This is a genomic window from Paraglaciecola arctica BSs20135, from assembly GCF_000314995.1.
GTDB lineage: Bacteria > Pseudomonadota > Gammaproteobacteria > Enterobacterales > Alteromonadaceae > Paraglaciecola > Paraglaciecola arctica.
On sequence record NZ_BAEO01000005.1, the window covers coordinates 41,033 to 58,291 of the forward strand.

Here is a 17,259-nt window from a genome sequence, read left to right on the forward strand (position 1 = left end):
ACAAAATTCAGGGGTTAACTAAGGTCAACCCCAATTCACTTATTCAGCGGTAACGGTGGAATTATCTGTTGCGACACTTTCGCCGGTTTCAGTAGATATCCCCATATTTTCAAAGATAGGACCACAGTCTGCTTGCATGGCAACTGGAGCTGAATGACAACTTACTCCTGGCACATCAACACCTGCTGCTGTGGGAGCAAACCTTAAACCGGCTAAAACGTTCTGCATATCAATCACCACTGTATTGATAGCAGGGTTAAAATTATTTAACGCTACTTTTGGCGTATTGACGTAGTCACATTCATCTTGAGTCTCAAGGGCTAACAAACCATCACCTGTGCAACTCTTACTACCAATATGCAATAAGCCATTACCAGCGACACCATTGGTATCTTCAATGGTAAAGTTCATAAGAAAATGACGATAACCACTGGCCCATGACCAGTACATTTCATTTAAAGGAGAAGGTGCGTCTTCAACTGAAGTAGTGGCAATAACTTCTTTCATCATTGCTTGAGGCAAGCCCAAATCGAATGTAACTTTAGCCACACCGGTATCTATATAAGTACCAGAGATCAGGCTATTTGTACGCGATGTACCGGAAAGTGAATCTAAAGCACATGATCCAGTAGCATTGCTGGTCAAGTCGATTAAACCAACAAAACCTTGTTCATTTTGATACTGAAAGTCGTTTTCATCTAAGGTGGTTTCAATCTCAACATCATAAAGGTCGTAAAACTTGATGTTGCTTACATAAAAACGTAAATCACTGACGCCGACACTATAACTTTGATCATCGCCATAACCTGAATACATAGTGTCACAATCAATTTCCTCTACTCCACTCATGGCTTTAAAATTAAGACTAAAAGCACGAGGAACTAAATTTTTCACATCGTCATTGTCTCTAGAACTACTTCCTCCACAAGCACTTAATAAAGACGCAGCCAATAAGGAGGCGATAGTGAAAGGTTTAAAATTGACATTTAATTGCATGATAATTTCTCTTATAAATAGATTTAAGTGTTAGTGGTGGGAGTGATTAGATGTAGCAGCATTAGGGGTTAACCTTTCCTCAACCCAGACCTCTACTGTTATCTCACCACTGTGTTCGAAGCGTAATTCCATGGGAAATTTTTCACCTTCGACTAAAGGCGTTTTTAACCCAACTAACATGATATGGCTGCCGCCAGGTATGAGTTCGAGACTATTTTCAGCGGGGATCAACAAACCACTATGCGCTTCACGCATCTTAGCCATGTTCTGAGAATATTCGGTTTGATGTATTTGAGCCAACTCAGCAATAGTTGATGGCACCTCTACTGACAATAGAAGTTCAGCTTGATGAGTTGGATTATTGATAACTAGATAAACCGCTCCCGTTTTGACAACAGGTGCGGTTGGCCTCGCCCACGGATGATTAACTTCGATCTGGCCGGCATTAAAATCGTGAGCAAAAAGGCTAAAAGATAACAACAAAAAAGCCAAGATAAATGGCTTTAACATAAGGTCTATAAAGGCTTTCAAAATGAATTAACTCGTTTTTTTCAGCTATTATAGGGTCTTATAGTTGTGCGACAATGTGACATATTGTCGCACCTATATATTTACTCGAATCACATATTTACTCTAATCGGACTGTTGTTTCTGCGGATCTTTATCTATTTAACTTGAGCTCAGGGTAAGCCATACCTAGTTTACTCTTTTATCTTCGGACAAAAAAAAGACAGTCGCCTGTCTTTTATTGTCTTAATTTGAAACTAAACCAAAATAGTAATTGATTAATCTTGTTTTAGTAAATGCATAACATTTTTTAAATCTGTTTTGCCATTGATGATTTCGTCTGGTGTAAGACCCGATATTTCATGAGGGAATACTAACCATTCGTCACTTTCATGCACAAAATAATCAGGCACAATATCAGTTTTGTTATTTTGTGGTTTGTAATACGGACAAGCTATACGCACATCTTTTGGCATATTTGCACGAGACAAACTCTTAATTTGTTTCATCAAGGCTTGGACACTGCGGCCTGAATCAAATACGTCATCCACAATCAATAGGCTGTCTTCGGCATTGGCGTTTTCAATCAGATAATGTAAACCGTGCACTTTAATGGTTTTAGACTGTTGATCAATTCCATAATAAGAAGAGGTACGTACCGCGATATGGTCTGTTTCTACTTTTTTAAAATCGAAATATTCTTGCACAGCTATGCCTATAGGTGCGCCGCCACGCCAAATACCTATGATAAAATGTGGGCGAAAGCCACTTTCAAAAACTTGGGCTGCCACTCGAAACGAATCTTCAAGTAACTGTTGTGCAGTGATAAACGTTTTTTCCATTAGATAAACCTTAAAAATTTAGAGCGCGCTTGCCCCAAAATATAACTATTAGCCTGCTATTGTATACCGAAGCTGGCTTTATTCATATTTTAAAGCATCTGCCGGATTAACCCTGACCGCTCGATACGCAGGGTAAAGGCTAGCCAGAAAACACAAAATAAGTGAGGTAACAATAAGAAATACAACTTGTTGCCATTGTAAATCGGTGGGTACCCCCTGCCCGTCTGGGCTTAGAAATATTGGAAAATTGAATAATTTGATCACATTATTAATTTGCGTCACTAACAATACACCGGCGGCAACACCAATGACCGTGCCTTTAATGCCATTGTAAATGCCATTAAACAGGAAGATACCCATAATATTATTGCGAGTCATGCCTTGGGTTAAGAGTATAGCGATATCACCTTGTTTCTCGGTTACCACCATAACTAAAGCCGACACTATGTTAAAAGCTGCCACTGAGATGATCAGTAGCAACATTAATGACATCATGTTCTTCTCCATCTTCACAGCGTCAAATAACACACCTTGCTGGTCTCGCCAATTGGTGGAGCTATAACCTTGTGCCTCTAGAGCTTGAACGACACTTTTATAATCAAAGGCATCGGCTAAAAATAAACGTGTTTGGGCTAAGGTTGCGGTTTTACTTCTTAACAACCTAGCGGCATCATCGATATGCATAAACACAGCTTTATCGTCTAATGCTGAGCCTAAATCAAATATCCCAACAACGTGGAACACTCTTTGGCTGTAAATCCGCCCAAAAGGCCCAAAATAACTATTTTCTGAAGAGATTAAACGGGTTGGATCACCAAGCCGTAACTTCAATTTGATAGAAAGAGCGCGGCCAATGACGATCCCATATTCACCTTTATGCAAATCACTCAAACGACCAATCGCCATATTCTCAGCAATAATAGACAAATATTGCATGACCTCTGGTTGAATGCCTTGAAACATTACCCCTGTGAGCCCTGTAGCAGATTGAACTATACCTTCCGAATCTATCTGCAGTGCACTACCAATGACTCCTTCAATCTGCTTAAACCCATCAGGGCTAAATTCTGTATCAGATTTTTTTTGCACTAACACATGGGGAGTGATCCCCAAATTACGTAACTTAAGCTCGCCTTCAAAACCATTCATTACTGACAAAACGGTGATCAATGCCATCAACCCAAGGGCAATGCCTGCCACAGAGAAAAAGTTGATAAATGCAATAAAATGACTGCCTTTAGATGCTTTGGCGTAACGTAAACCAATAAAGGCTGAAAGTGGGTAAAACATAAAAATGAAACTCTTATAACAACAAAGCAGTTAAAAATTACGGTTTAACTGTTGGTATACTGATGAATGATGTTGAATAATACGTGCCTGAAGTAAATCTAACAAGCACAGCAAAACCGGGAGAGAAAATGCAAAACTTATCGCTTGAACAAAAGCATCAACAATTTGATGAATTTTTCATGATCAAGCACAATATTCCAGTCAATATGCGTTTATTAGAAGATGATTTTATTTTGCCTGATATTGATGATTTACATCACCATATGCCATACGAGTTCCAAATTGCTAGTGAAATATCAGGCATTGATACTAAAGCCTTAAGACCACTGCGCCGCTTAGGTGAACACGCGGTTGAGTTAGCTGATTTTCTCAATCATCAATCACGAAAAATTGATTTGATGATGTCTCTTATTTTGCAACAACACACAAAACATGAACAAACCTTTCAATCATTAAAATTTGGTGGAGGGGGTGTAGTACTTGAGAGTGAAAACGAATTATCAGTAGGCGCTACAATCGAGCTTAAATTATTCCTAAAAGAAGAAGCCTCAGCCATTTTTTGTTTTGCTGAAGTTATTGCTTGTAAGCCTGAAGATGATACGTACCATGTGTCCTTGATTTTTACCCGTATCCGTGAAGAAGACCAAGATTTATTGGTCAAAGCCAGTTTACATTTGCAAGCTGCTAAATTACGCAAACGCAAGAACCAAGAAAACCTTAAAAAGAACTAAAACGAAAATTATTAATGACTCACAGTATTTTTTCACCACCTTTACCGAACAATACTCTTAAAACTAAAAATGATATTCGCCATTGGGGTAATCTCCAAGGCAGCAGCACGGCTCTTGTCTTAGCCAATGCCACAAAACTAGCCACTGGTCCGATATTATTAGTTACCGCAGATACACCTAGTGCGATCAAACTTGAAAAAGAACTCGATTATTTTTTGCGGGATCAAGCTGTTGATGTGCAACTATTCCCTGATTGGGAAACCCTGCCCTACGATAACTTTTCACCTCATCAAGACATTGTTTCCCAACGTCTAGAAACACTTTATCAACTGACGCAAAACGAACGCAGAGTATTTATAGTACCCATCAATACCTTAATGATGCGTATGGCGCCAGTAGATTACATTGGTAAATATTTACTGATATTAAAGGTCAATCAAAAATTAGACATTAATGATTTTCGTTCAGGACTAGAGCGAGCTGGATATTTGCACGTAAACCAAGTCATGGGTCACAGCGAGTTTTCTATTCGTGGCAGTATCATCGACTTATTCCCCATGGGCAGTCAACATCCTTATCGCATAGATTTATTTGATGATGAAGTAGATACCATTAGGCACTTTGATCCAGAAACTCAGCGCTCCGGTGACAAAGTTGCTGAAATCAAATTATTACCTGCCAGAGAATTCCCTACAGATAAAGACGCAAGTTTGTTGTTTAGGCAGCAATATCTCAGCAAGTTCGACGCTAATAACAGCAAAGAATCGATTTATTACCAAGTAGGCAAAGGTCTGATGCCCGGTGGTATTGAATATTACTTACCTTTGTTTTTCGAAAAAACCGCTACTTTATTCGATTACCTTAATCAAGATACCACTGTTTTAATACATGGTGATTTACAGACTGCCCATGAAAATCATTGGAAAGATATTAACCATAGATATGAGCAACTGCGCTATAACCTCGCCCGTCCGTTATTACATCCTGCAGACATTTTTCTGCGTTATGAGGAATTGTTTGGCGCCTTAAAAGAGTGGCCAAGAGTACAAATACAAAACCAAGCACTGACTGAAAAAACCGGAAGCTATAACTTTGCTACTGCGCCAGTAGATGAAGTTGCATTACAACCCCAAAATAAAGTGCCATGGACATCACTCAAACAACATGTAGCAGATTGGCAGAAACAAAAAGTTAAAGTGTTGTTTAGTGCTGAATCAGCGGGTCGCCGTGAAGGTTTATTAGAAATACTCACCAAAGCCGAGATTAGGCCCAAGGTTTTTGAAAGTTTTAATGACTTTATGCAAAGTGCCGAACCTATTGGTATCACAGTAGGCGCAGCCGAGTTTAGTTTTTTACTTGATGAGCCCAAAAGCAAAATTGCTTTTATTACTGAAACCGAATTACTCGGACATAAGATCAGCCATAGGCGCAAGCGTGATAAGCGCCAAGGTACAGACGAAAACGCCATAATTCGTAATTTAGCAGAATTACAGATAGGCCAACCAGTGGTACATTTTGAACATGGCGTTGGTCGATACTTAGGCTTACAAACACTAGATGCTGGCGGTATTACCACAGAATACTTGGCCATTGAATATGCCAAACAAGCTAAGTTATATGTGCCTGTAGCCTCTTTGCATTTAATTAGCCGTTATAGCGGCGGTGATATTGACCATGCGCCTTTGCATCATTTGGGCACAGAAACTTGGGCCAAAGCCAAGAAAAAAGCAGCTGAAAAAGTCCGCGATGTGGCAGCACAGTTATTAGATGTTTACGCCAGACGCGCAGCCAAACCCGGATATGCATTCAAAATAGCATGGGATGAATACCAATCTTTTAGTGATAGTTTCCCTTTTGAAGAAACCCTAGACCAACAAAAAGCTATCAACGCAGTGATCCAAGATATGGGCTCAGCCAATGCAATGGATAGATTAGTCTGTGGTGATGTAGGTTTTGGTAAAACCGAGGTTGCTATGCGCGCCGCCTTTATCGCTGCTAATCAGGGTAAACAAGTCGCCATATTAGTGCCTACAACGTTACTTGCCAGTCAACATTTTGAAAATTTCAAAGAACGTTTTGTCAACTGCCCCTTCAGGATTGAAGTATTATCGCGTTTTGTCAGTGCCAAAGATGCAAAACAAACCATAGCGGCTATTGCTGAAGGTAAAGTGGATATAGTGGTTGGTACCCATACTTTATTGCAAGACAGTCTTAAGTTTAACGATCTAGGTTTAGTGATTATCGACGAAGAACATCGATTTGGGGTGCGCCAGAAAGAAAAGTTTAAAGCGCTACGCTCTGATGTAGATATTTTAACTTTAACCGCCACACCTATTCCAAGAACCTTGAATATGGCCTTAAGTGGTATGCGCGACTTGTCTATTATCGCCACACCTCCGGCTAAACGTTTACCGATCAAAACCTTTGTACAGCAACGTAATAAAGGATTAATACGCGAAGCCATCATGCGTGAAATATTGCGAGGTGGTCAGGTTTACTTCTTACATAACGAAGTAGACACCATTGAAAAAACGGCTCAAGAAATTGCTGAAATAGTACCTGAAGCGCGCATAGCTATAGGCCATGGTCAAATGCGTGAACGTGAACTTGAAAAAGTGATGGCTGACTTTTATCATCAGCGTTTTAACGTGTTGTTGTGTACCACTATTATCGAAACCGGTATCGATGTGCCATCAGCCAACACTATAGTGATGGACAGAGCGGATCATTTAGGTTTAGCGCAACTACATCAATTGCGTGGTCGTGTAGGTCGTTCACATCATCAGGCATACGCCTATTTACTTACGCCACATAGAAGACGATTAAGCAAAGACGCGGCGAAACGCCTAGATGCAATTTCATCCTTAGAAGAATTAGGGGCTGGTTTTGCTCTAGCTACCCATGATTTAGAAATTCGTGGTGCCGGTGAATTACTCGGAGACGGTCAATCAGGGCAGATTTCTAGTATAGGTTTTACCTTATATATGGATATGTTGGATCAAGCAGTAGAAGCCCTTAAAGAAGGTAAAGAACCCTCTTTGGAAGCCGCACTTGCAGAACAAACTGATATTGATTTACGTTTACCAGCGTTATTCCCAGAAGATTTTATTCCTGATGTGAACCTACGTTTATCTTTGTATAAAAAGTTGGCGGGCTGCAAAGATGAAAGAGCAGTCAATGAGTTGCAAATAGAACTGATAGACAGATTTGGTTTATTGCCACAAAGTGCTAAAAACTTATTAGACATGACAATGTTAAAAATAAAAGCCAAACAAATAGGCATCTCTAAAATAGAAGGTACTAATAAAGGTGGATTTGTAGAGTTCTCCCTACAAACACAAATAGACCCAGGCTTTATTATTAAATTAATTCAGTCACAACCAAGAATATACAAATTAGATGGGCCACAAAAACTTAAATTTAACGTGCCTACTGAATCCGCCAAAGATAGACTTGAACTGTTTAATAATATGCTAACCGAGTTTAGCCAACAATTAAGAGCTGCATAATGACTGACAACATGACAACTCATCCTCTAAAACAGCTGGTTAAGGGGACTTTTTCTGTAAAGCTAGCCCTTTCAGCCCTGCTTAGTATCAGTGTTTTAGCGCAGCCTGCGAACGCGGTAGAGCAAGAGTGGTGGTTTGACGTTGAAGTGATTTTATTTGAACGTAATTTAGAGGCTGCCAATATCTCTGAAAAATTCAAACAATCTCGACTTGAACAACCATCCAGCGACGTCCTTGATTTGCTTACGCCCTATATTAAACCTGATGTAAGTTACTTACGGGCTGGCCTAACCTATTGCCGTGCATCAAAACAACACGCAATAAAAACACAATATGAACATGATTTTGCGTTTCCCTTGCCAGCACCCGATACAAATATTCCACTATCAATGAACCAAAAGCAACAAATCCAAGGTTTAGCTGATAGCTCTAATAAAGTATCCGAAGAAAATTTCCAATATGAAGTAGCTACTAGCGATATATTTTCACACTCTAATGACAAAGAGTTAAATCAAACAGTAGACTCTGAGGAGGTTAATCCATCTAATCTAGAGCTAACGACAAAAACTAATTTAGCTAGACCACCGATTGAGGTCGAGTTTATAGAATGGCAAGTTCCTAGCGAGTTTCCTTGTGCCTACGCAGAACAAATTGATCCGTCTTTTGCATCAATTTCAGCATTACAAAACTCAGCTTCAAGCATCCAATCGGCAAATCATATAGAACGCGTCCCAGAGATCATTAACGGTACACTATGGCATCAAAAGCGCAGCGCATCTTTACTACCTTCGTCAAACATGAATATGAACGACCTGTACGAAAAGATTAAAAAGCAGCGTAATATCTCGCCAATACTACATATAAACTGGCGCCAACAAGTTAAATTTGGCCTAAAAAATTCACAAACAATCAGATTATTCGCTGGAAAAAACTATGCAAATCAGTTTGATGCCAATGGTTTACCTTTAATCAAAGATACCGATGATTTATTTGCTAATTTGGATCCATCATCCCATGAAGTTTATATACCAGAACAAGAATTAGCATTGTTATCCACTGAACAGCAACAAGCACTGACTCAACAAATAAATGGCACAGGATCAAAAGATGTTACTGATGACTTATTTGCGCGAATTGAGGCTGCACTAGCAGATGATTCGCCCATCAATTTTGAGCAGTCCAATTTGGAAACTGAACAACAAACAATCAAGACTGCTCCAGCCATACTCAAAGAACTCTGGCAAATAGACGGTGGAATAACGGTATATCTGCGTAAAATAGGCCGAGTGCCCTATTTACACATAGATAGTAATTTAGATTTTAGACAACCTATATTTGACCCGAAGAAAGCCCAACCAGTAGCGGACTCAGCAAATAATAGCTCTGATCAAGGTGCAATAGCTTACAACCAATTGCAACAACCTAGCTCTTTACAACCGAATTTTTTACAAAGTGCTAATTTTAATCAATTAAGGCGGGTGATCAGCAAACAAGTACATTATTTCGACCATCCCCTATTTGGCATGATTGTAAAAATTAATCGTTATCGTTGGCCAAACGAAGAAGCGCAGCCTGAAACTGATAATTAATAAGACCCAGTGCTTTTAGCTCACTGGATCTTATGCTTTACAATTATGGGAGGTTTGTTGTTTTAAAACTCAAATGCCATTTTGATATAGATGTTACGTCCATCAGTATCGTAAGGTGCATGACGTGAATAAATCAAACCACGGTTAGCCTGATAGGTCGCTTCTTCTGGATAAGAATCAAAGATATTTTCAGCACCTGCACTTATAGTAATGTCATTATTCAAATCATAAGTAGCTGAAATATCTGTAAAAACTTCAGAACCAAAATTTTGGAATACATCACCGTCACTGTTACCCGAATAATCTGTCCACGGGCCGTAGTATCTGACTCTCGCCATCAAACTGATCATATCCATAGAATAGTTTGCGGTGAAATTAGCTGTGTTTTTTGGTAATAAGTTTTCAAAGCGGTTACGGGTTGTATCATTGTCAACCAAACTACCATTGAGAACTTCGGTTTTATTATGATTAAGGGCCGATGTTAGGGATAACTTGCCACCACTCACGTCTATTGCATAACCTAAAACTAAATCAACACCAGTAGTACGGGTATTAAAATCATTTTGGAAAAAATTAACCCGAGTAATACTTTCGCCACCAACAACATTTAATCCAGCAAGCTCTGCTCGCTCCGCATCCGTTACGTTATAGGTTGCGGAAGTACTTAAGCGATTATCCACCTCGACCCGATAGAAATCCAAAGAGCTATGAAAACCGCTGTCATTACGGTAAACAACTCCAGTACTGATGTTAGTTGACTCTTCTGCTTCAAGAGGCTTAATTGAGATATCATCGCGCTTAGACATGACACTGGCGACAATGCCTTCTGGCGAAAAACGCCCTGAGGTAAATATATTTAAAGTCGTAGTGTCTAAACCTTGTGAGGTGCGTTCACTAAACAATTGTCCAGGTGTGGGTGATTTGAATCCCGTTGACAAAGTGGCACGGATTGCAAGATCCTGATTAAGTTCGTAACGGCTAGATAACTTGCCTGTTATTTTGCCATTTCCGTATTCAGAATATTTCTCGTATCTAGTGGCAAGCCCCAAAGTAAAACTTTCGCTCATGGGTAAATCAATATCCACATATACCGACTGGCTATTTTGGCTCGACTTACCCGATTGACTGGGCGAAAATCCTGGAAAACCATTTGAACCTGAGGGCAAACCAACAGTAGCACCCACTCCGATATCGTAAGAGGCTAAGTCTCCAGGTGTTATTTCATAGGTTTCTTTGCGGTATTCCAAACCAAAAGCAATGTTAGCGGCATCAAACAACAGTGACGAAGTCCATATAGTATTGAAGTCAGCGTTTATGTTGATTTCACTTTGAATTAACTCACCAATATAAAATTCAGTCGGACTAGCAGGCCCTAACGACGCATTGATACTGTCACTCATGCGATATTCAATGCTATTTTCTCCAAAACCAGCACTCATATCCCAATCTATGTCACTCGAAGTGGTTCCTTTAAGACCCAGGTTCAAAGTTTTATCTTTATCATTCTGCGTAAACTGGGGGGAGAAACCGGCAGGATAAATATCTCTTAGGTCAAAATCAGCAAATACCTCAGTCAAATTGAATGCACTGGTGCTATCTGGATTACGCCAGTTAAAATCGGTCAGACCTTCTCCCCAACCATAAGTACCAAACAAATAGGCTAAACCTAACTGAGTGTTTAACTCTGAATTAAGGGCCAAACGGAAAGTCTCTGATTGTGGTTGCCCCCAATTTTGTACTGGACTAGGCACAGTAACATCTGGGTGCTCAGCAGCGAACAGAATCGCATCGGGACGCTGACGACTGCGTGAGGTTTTTTCGGCATTTGCGTATTCAAAACTGGTTGTAACAAAGCCATCATCAGCTAATTTGAACCCGCTTTTAATGCCCGCCCTAATGTTTTCGCCATCACCTTCACTGTACTCAGAGTATTGAGCAAAACCTTTCACATCGATGCCGTCATCAAGAATAATATTTATCACTCCCGCAATAGCATCCGAGCCATATTGTGCAGATGCTCCATCACGCAAGACTTCAATACGTTTAATGGCAGACGAGGGAATTTGCGCTAAATCAGGCGCCTGAGCACCATTAGCACCTAATAAAGCAGAACGATGACGACGTTTACCGTTAACCAACACCAAAGTGTGATCAGGTGATAAACCTCGTAAAGTAGCGGGCCTGACAAATACCTGACCGTCTTCCAAAGGCAAACGTTGTACTTTATATGAAGGCACAATTTGTGCGAGCATATCCGACAAGTCTTCAGAGGCGGTACTGCTCAGTTCGCTGGCGGAAATAAGATCAATTGGTGCGCTCGAATCAAACACGGTTTTTTCTGAAGAGCGGGTACCGGTAACAATAATACTTTCCATGTTATTTTTATTTTCGCCTTGTGCCACCTCTTCGGCGAAACTCACTACTGGCACTAAAATGCCGATACCACACACAAGACACACTGCACTGGAAATCTTAGACAACGTAAACATAATAAATTTAAACCCTAGAATTAGTTAATATGAGTATTCAAGGGCGTCACAATGTCATGACTACATTACAGATAAGTGACAGATAAGTGACAGAAAAATAACACTTTTTTATTTAGATTTTATTTGACTGAATAAACCGGGAGAATAAATACTCATTAAACCAGCAAAAACTCTAAATATATTATTACTAGTCTAACTGTCACAATTGCAGGCTATATTGTTAGTCTAATTTAGACAGAATAAGTACAACAAATGGATCACCCTGAATTTTTATTAAGCCGTCGCCAATTGCTCAGTGGCGTCGCGGCCACCGCAGCAATTTCTTCTATGGGGACCTCAGCACAAAGCGCTAAAAGTGCTTTTACACTGGGAAATTCAGGTAACCAATCAGCTGACAAATTAGCCTCTGATGAAGGGTTTTGGCGGGACGTCGCGTCTAATTACAATAGTACTCAAGGAATTATCAATCTTGAACATGGCTATTGGGGAAAAATGGCCAAACCTGTACTAGAAGCCTATGACCTAGCAAATAAAAAAGTGAATACTCAAAACTCTTATTATGCTCGCAAAAACTTTCCCGAGGATATGCGTCAAGCAACCCATAAAGTGGCTCAAGCTCTTGGTGTACAAGACGGCGAAATAGTGCTCACCCGCAATGCTACTGAAGCAATTCACAACCTAATTCGCCAATATCAAGGTTTAAAACCAGGCGACGCCGTACTTCTGGCCGACAGTGACTATCCTAGCTTTAAATCCACCATGCACTGGTTACAACAAGACCAAGGTGTGGCAAGTATTGAATTACTGACCCCTTCATTTGCCGATCAAACACAGTTGTTGCAGTGTTATCTCGATGCCTTCGAGCAACATCCTAATATTAAATTGCTGCTACTCACCCATGTGAGCAATCAGCATGGTCTGGTTTTTCCCGTAAAAGCCATAGTTACCGAAGCCAACAAGCGGGGCATCGATGTTATCTGTGATTGTGCTCAATCTTGGGGATTAATAGACTATAAAATACCTGAGTTAGCAGTGAACTGGGCAGGATTTAACTTACACAAATGGATAGGCTCACCTGTAGGTGTTGGGGCACTTTATATGAAAAAAGCCACACTAGAAAAAATCGCCCCCTATCCTGGTGAGTCAGATTCTGACAACAGTCGAGCCTATACTAGGGTCCATACAGCCACTGCAAATTTTGCGGCTTTTATGACGGTGCCAGCTGCGTTAGATTTTCATCACGCAATTGGCGGCGACAATAAAGAAGCTCGCCTCAAATATCTACGTAATTTATGGTTTAGCGAGGCGCAAAACTTACCTCATATTGAGGTATTAGGTGGCAAAGACAAGATGTCGTCCACAGGAATGAGTTCCTTTAGAATGGCAGGAAAAACCAGTATTGAAGAAGCGAAAAAACTCCAGCAAACACTAGAAAACGATTTTGGTATTTTTACAGTAGTGCGTAAAGGTTTACATTCAGGAGCTTGTATCCGTATAACCCCTCAGGTATTTACCGCTGCCGATGATATTCAGAAACTCGTAGATAGTTTGAAAAAACTGGCTTAAATTTTTGCGATTTCTTACCCACTAAGAGTGATTGCAATATGATGTAAACATTAGTCATTGCTTTGTTCAGCGATAATCATGACATTAAGATAAAGTAAGGTAGCTCACAGCAGTGATGATAAACGCCAGGAAGATATTCAACATTAAACCTTCTCTGGCCATAGTTTTAATACTAAATTTATCCATACCATAAACAATGGCATTAGGTGCTGTGGCAACTGGCAACATAAAAGCGCAACTAGCACTGATAGCTGCTGGCATCATCATTAATGCAGGATCAATTCCAGCTGCTACACCTGCAGCCGCTAATATTGGCATCAATAACGTAGCGGTGGCAGTATTTGAAGTAATTTCAGTTAAGAAAGTCACAAATAAACAAATACATAATATTAGTAGCGGCACAGGTAACCCAGATAAACCCGATAACCCCTCTCCCATCAAGGCACTTAACCCCGAAGCAGAAAACGCCTTGGCGATACAGATACCGCCAGCGAATAACAATAACATCCCCCATGGAATCGAAACTGCAGTATCCCAATCAAGTAATTTGTCTGATTTAGCTTTAGTCGTCACTTCACCAAACTTATGATTATTAGCAGAGGTCAAAGCTTCAGTTTTGTTACCATTAGGTATGATAAACATCAATACCACGCCAGCCAAAGCAATACTGCTGTCACCGATACTGGGCATATTTAGCCATACCGTCCAATAGGGCCTAAACATCCAAGCTAGAGCCACCATTAAAAAGGTGATCAACACACGCTTTTCAGCCGGTTGCCAAGGACCGGATTTGGGCAATATATACTCTTGGGTGTTTTCAAGCTTGCGGGTTAACCACCAAGCAATAACTGGAATGCCAATAACAACGATAGGAACACCTGTTTTCATCCATTCTAGAAAACTTATTTCTTTGCCTTGAGTTTCGAGGTAAACACTCATAAAAATAATATTCGGTGGTGTGCCAACTGGGGTTCCCACACCACCTAAACTCGCTGCATAAGCAATGCCCAATAACATTGCAATAGTCAGCTTGGGATCTTTTACATGTTGTAATACGGCTAGTGTTATAGGCAGAAGCATTAAAGTAGTAGCCGAATTAGAGATCCACATACTTAAAATCGCGGCGGTCAACATAAAACCAAACACCAAACGTTTAGCACTTTTACCACCAGTAACATTCACTAAATAAAAAGCCAAACGACTATGTACATTGGACTTTTCCAATGCCTTAGAGAGCATAAATGCGCCCATCAACAACAAAATAACATGACTTCCCAGTGCCGATGCCGACTCTTTATGGGTCAACACCCCCGCCATAGGAAAGCCAAAAAATGGGATGAGAGACGTAACGGGTATAGGCAGGGCTTCTGTTACCCACAACATAGCAGTAAATAAAGTGATAGCCGCTGTAGCGGCTATCAAGTGAGGCTGACCTATAAGAACTAGGCCAAAATATAGAACAAGTGAGCTGAATACAGAAAGTATTATTAGCTTATTGTGAGTTTGCATAAAATTGATCTAATACTTTGTTGGCTGCTTGATATTCTGTAGTCTTTTTCAAACTAGAAAAATCTGAACCCGCTGCTTTTCTGAGGCTTTTAATTCTATCGACACTATTTATCTGTAATTCCATATCTGAAGGTAAGCCATCAATCACCTTAGTTGCACCCTTTGGATCATTACATACCAAAACCATGTCACAGCCTGCTTCTAACGCAAGCTCAGCACGTTCAACAATGTTTCCCATTTGCACGGCACCTTGCATAGACAAATCATCTGAAAACACCACACCGTTAAAATCCAGTTCTTGGCGCAAAATTTGTTTGATCCACTTTTGTGAAAAACCTGCGGGTAAATCATCCACATCAGGATAAATTACATGGGCTGGCATCACAGCATCAAGTAAGCCTTGTTGATTAATAGCTTTAAAAATAGCCATATCGAGGGCAAATATATCTTCTCTACTACGATTATCTACTGGCATGGCGATATGGGAATCTTCCAGTACATTGCCATGCCCTGGAAAATGTTTTCCTGTCGCTCGCATTCCAGCACGGTGCATCCCTTTAATAAATTCGCTGGCTAATGGAATAATTTTTTCCGGTTTCTGGTGAAAGCTACGGTCACCTATCACTGCTGATACACCATGAATATCAAGTACTGGGGCAAAACTAATATCGATATCAAAGGCTAAGAGTTCAGCTGCCATTAACCAACCAAATTGCTCACATAAATAGCCTGACTGTTGCATGTTTTCATTGTTTTGTTGGGCAATACTGCCCATTGCAGGAATTTCACTAAAACCTTCACGAAAGCGCTGAACCCTTCCCCCTTCATGGTCTGTGGCGATCACCAAATCGTTACGCGTAACACTTCTTGTATGCCTTACTAAGTCAGAAAGCTGTTTTTGATCGTAATAGTTGCGGCTAAATAAAATAAGCCCGCCAACTAAAGGATGATCGAGTATATCTATTTCTTCGTGTGTCAATTCATAGCCTGACACATCTAACATCAATGGCCCCATTAATTAGTGCCCTTCTTTTTAGCGGGTTAAAAATTTAGTGGACATACTATATGGAAAATCAAATCCTGACGTCAATCATTTATACCAATCAACATAAAATCGGCTAGAGCTTTCCCAAAGGGCCGCGCCTACGTCCATGAATCTTAAATAACACCACTATTATTAAATTCACACGTCTTGAATAAGCTCCTTTAAAACTCACTGAAGCGTAATTCTTTATGCTGATTGGTATTTATCCAAATGAAAAATATGACTTTCAAACTGTCACGTGGTTATACTCTGGCAAACCGATATTTATGATGTTTTTTAATGAAATTTAAAACCGTTGGGTTAATTGGCAAACAAGCACACCAAGGTGCAAATTTAAGTCTAAAGGCATTAATAGTCTATTTGACCAAACGTGGTTGTCGGGTATTAGTCGAAACCAAAACTGCAAAAGAATTAGATAAAAATGGTTTTGAATCTGCTGATATTAAAGAAATTGGTAAACAAGCAGATTTAGCCATAGTGGTCGGCGGTGATGGCAATATGCTTGGCGCAGCTAGAATACTGGCAGAGTTTAATGTGGCTGTGGTAGGGGTTAACCGTGGCAACTTAGGATTTTTAACCGACATCAATCCCGATGATTTTGAACCGCAACTTGATAGCATTTTTGATGGTGACTACAAAATAGAACAACGCTTCTTACTAGAAGTCGAAGTCTATCGAGGTGGTGAAATCCAAAGCAAAGACTCTGCAGTAAACGAAGTAGTAATTCACCACGGCAAAGTAGCGCATATGATGGAATTTGAAGTATATCTAGATGATAACTTTGTATTTAGCCAACGCTCTGATGGTTTAATTGTAGCCACACCTACTGGCTCTACAGCCTATTCTTTATCGGGTGGAGGACCAATACTTACACCTAATTTGGATGCTTTAACCTTAGTACCTATGTTTCCGCACACCTTAAGCAGTCGCCCTATAGTGGTAGACGCCAACAGTACAGTTAAATTGAAAGTATCGCCCGAAAACACCGACAATTTACAAGTCAGTTGTGATAGCCATATAGTGCTAACCGTTTTACCTGGCGACGAAATCATTATCTGTAAAAATCCAGCCAAACTGTCTTTAATCCATCCCAAAGATTACAACTATTTCAATGTGTTACGCACAAAACTTGGTTGGGGCAGTAAACTTTACTAATAAAACATTACTTTTTTTGAAGAGATAACTA

The 17,259-nt window shown here is 40.1% G+C and carries 12 protein-coding genes; 5 read left to right on the forward strand and 7 right to left on the reverse strand.

The genetic code is table 11. The annotated features are described in order from the left end of the window. Positions 1–39: 39 nt before the first annotated feature. The 4 genes from GARC_RS01015 to GARC_RS01030 all read right to left on the reverse strand — a co-directional run bounded on the left by GARC_RS01015 (position 40) and on the right by GARC_RS01030 (position 3,635). Positions 40–996 carry an MbnP family copper-binding protein gene (locus tag GARC_RS01015; protein WP_007615782.1) on the reverse strand — a complete coding sequence of 319 codons (957 nt, stop codon included), beginning with the start codon at positions 994–996 and terminating at the stop codon, positions 40–42. A gap of 30 nt (positions 997–1,026) precedes the next feature. After that, positions 1,027–1,506, reverse strand: a complete 480-nt coding sequence (locus GARC_RS01020; RefSeq protein ID WP_007615783.1) for a copper chaperone PCu(A)C — start codon at positions 1,504–1,506, stop codon at positions 1,027–1,029. A gap of 275 nt (positions 1,507–1,781) precedes the next feature. Then, positions 1,782–2,345 (reverse strand): phosphoribosyltransferase, encoded by a 564-nt coding sequence (locus GARC_RS01025; RefSeq protein ID WP_007615784.1) that lies wholly within the window; start codon positions 2,343–2,345, stop codon positions 1,782–1,784. 78 nt (positions 2,346–2,423) lie between these two features. After that, the gene (locus GARC_RS01030) at positions 2,424–3,635 is read right to left on the reverse strand and encodes a lipoprotein-releasing ABC transporter permease subunit (protein ID WP_007615785.1); all 1,212 of its coding nucleotides are present in this window, start codon (positions 3,633–3,635) and stop codon (positions 2,424–2,426) included. Positions 3,636–3,763: 128 nt separating this feature from the next. Between GARC_RS01030 and GARC_RS01035 the strand changes: the two genes are divergently transcribed. Genes GARC_RS01035 through GARC_RS01045 form a run of 3 tightly spaced genes read left to right on the forward strand, consistent with a single transcriptional unit; the run spans position 3,764 to position 9,464 of the window. Beyond that, a complete protein-coding gene (locus GARC_RS01035) occupies positions 3,764–4,366 on the forward strand; it encodes a PilZ domain-containing protein (RefSeq protein WP_007615787.1) in 603 nt (200 codons plus the stop codon). Positions 4,367–4,380: 14 nt separating this feature from the next. Beyond that, a complete protein-coding gene (mfd, locus tag GARC_RS01040; protein WP_007615789.1) occupies positions 4,381–7,875 on the forward strand; it encodes a transcription-repair coupling factor in 3,495 nt (1,164 codons plus the stop codon). Next, the gene (locus GARC_RS01045; RefSeq protein ID WP_007615790.1) at positions 7,875–9,464 is read left to right on the forward strand and encodes a CsiV family protein; all 1,590 of its coding nucleotides are present in this window, start codon (positions 7,875–7,877) and stop codon (positions 9,462–9,464) included. The genes mfd and GARC_RS01045 overlap by 1 nt, the downstream gene beginning before the upstream one ends. A gap of 62 nt (positions 9,465–9,526) precedes the next feature. Here the strand turns inward: GARC_RS01045 and GARC_RS01050 are convergent, their stop codons facing one another. Continuing rightward, positions 9,527–11,953 carry a TonB-dependent receptor plug domain-containing protein gene (locus GARC_RS01050; protein ID WP_007615792.1) on the reverse strand — a complete coding sequence of 809 codons (2,427 nt, stop codon included), beginning with the start codon at positions 11,951–11,953 and terminating at the stop codon, positions 9,527–9,529. 252 nt (positions 11,954–12,205) lie between these two features. Here GARC_RS01050 and GARC_RS01055 point away from each other — a divergent pair, with 252 nt between their 5' ends. Beyond that, positions 12,206–13,519 carry an aminotransferase class V-fold PLP-dependent enzyme gene (locus GARC_RS01055; protein WP_007615794.1) on the forward strand — a complete coding sequence of 438 codons (1,314 nt, stop codon included), beginning with the start codon at positions 12,206–12,208 and terminating at the stop codon, positions 13,517–13,519. A gap of 84 nt (positions 13,520–13,603) precedes the next feature. Here GARC_RS01055 and GARC_RS01060 read toward each other — a convergent pair whose 3' ends face one another. Beyond that, the gene (locus tag GARC_RS01060; RefSeq protein WP_039988339.1) at positions 13,604–15,028 is read right to left on the reverse strand and encodes an SLC13 family permease; all 1,425 of its coding nucleotides are present in this window, start codon (positions 15,026–15,028) and stop codon (positions 13,604–13,606) included. Beyond that, entirely contained in the window at positions 15,012–16,043 is a 1,032-nt protein-coding gene (gene nagZ / locus GARC_RS01065) for a beta-N-acetylhexosaminidase (protein WP_007615798.1), read from the reverse strand. Before nagZ ends, GARC_RS01060 begins: the two co-directional genes overlap by 17 nt. A gap of 309 nt (positions 16,044–16,352) precedes the next feature. On the opposite strand from nagZ, the gene nadK reads away from it, so the two are divergent. Then, positions 16,353–17,228: an NAD(+) kinase gene (nadK, locus tag GARC_RS01070; RefSeq protein WP_007615800.1), complete on the forward strand. Its 876-nt coding sequence runs from the start codon at positions 16,353–16,355 to the stop codon at positions 17,226–17,228. Positions 17,229–17,259 lie beyond the last annotated feature (31 nt).

What these genes read in the sequence shown, in the direction of transcription:
- GARC_RS01015 (WP_007615782.1), bottom strand. Translation starts at nt 996, where the DNA reads ATGCAATTAAATGTCAATTTTAAACCTTTCACTATCGCCTCCTTATTG.
- GARC_RS01020 (WP_007615783.1), bottom strand. Translation starts at nt 1,506, where the DNA reads ATGTTAAAGCCATTTATCTTGGCTTTTTTGTTGTTATCTTTTAGCCTT.
- GARC_RS01025 (WP_007615784.1), bottom strand. Translation starts at nt 2,345, where the DNA reads ATGGAAAAAACGTTTATCACTGCACAACAGTTACTTGAAGATTCGTTT.
- GARC_RS01030 (WP_007615785.1), bottom strand. Translation starts at nt 3,635, where the DNA reads ATGTTTTACCCACTTTCAGCCTTTATTGGTTTACGTTACGCCAAAGCA.
- GARC_RS01035 (WP_007615787.1), top strand. Translation starts at nt 3,764, where the DNA reads ATGCAAAACTTATCGCTTGAACAAAAGCATCAACAATTTGATGAATTT.
- mfd (WP_007615789.1), top strand. Translation starts at nt 4,381, where the DNA reads ATGACTCACAGTATTTTTTCACCACCTTTACCGAACAATACTCTTAAA.
- GARC_RS01045 (WP_007615790.1), top strand. Translation starts at nt 7,875, where the DNA reads ATGACTGACAACATGACAACTCATCCTCTAAAACAGCTGGTTAAGGGG.
- GARC_RS01050 (WP_007615792.1), bottom strand. Translation starts at nt 11,953, where the DNA reads ATGTTTACGTTGTCTAAGATTTCCAGTGCAGTGTGTCTTGTGTGTGGT.
- GARC_RS01055 (WP_007615794.1), top strand. Translation starts at nt 12,206, where the DNA reads ATGGATCACCCTGAATTTTTATTAAGCCGTCGCCAATTGCTCAGTGGC.
- GARC_RS01060 (WP_039988339.1), bottom strand. Translation starts at nt 15,028, where the DNA reads ATGCAAACTCACAATAAGCTAATAATACTTTCTGTATTCAGCTCACTT.
- nagZ (WP_007615798.1), bottom strand. Translation starts at nt 16,043, where the DNA reads ATGGGGCCATTGATGTTAGATGTGTCAGGCTATGAATTGACACACGAA.
- nadK (WP_007615800.1), top strand. Translation starts at nt 16,353, where the DNA reads ATGAAATTTAAAACCGTTGGGTTAATTGGCAAACAAGCACACCAAGGT.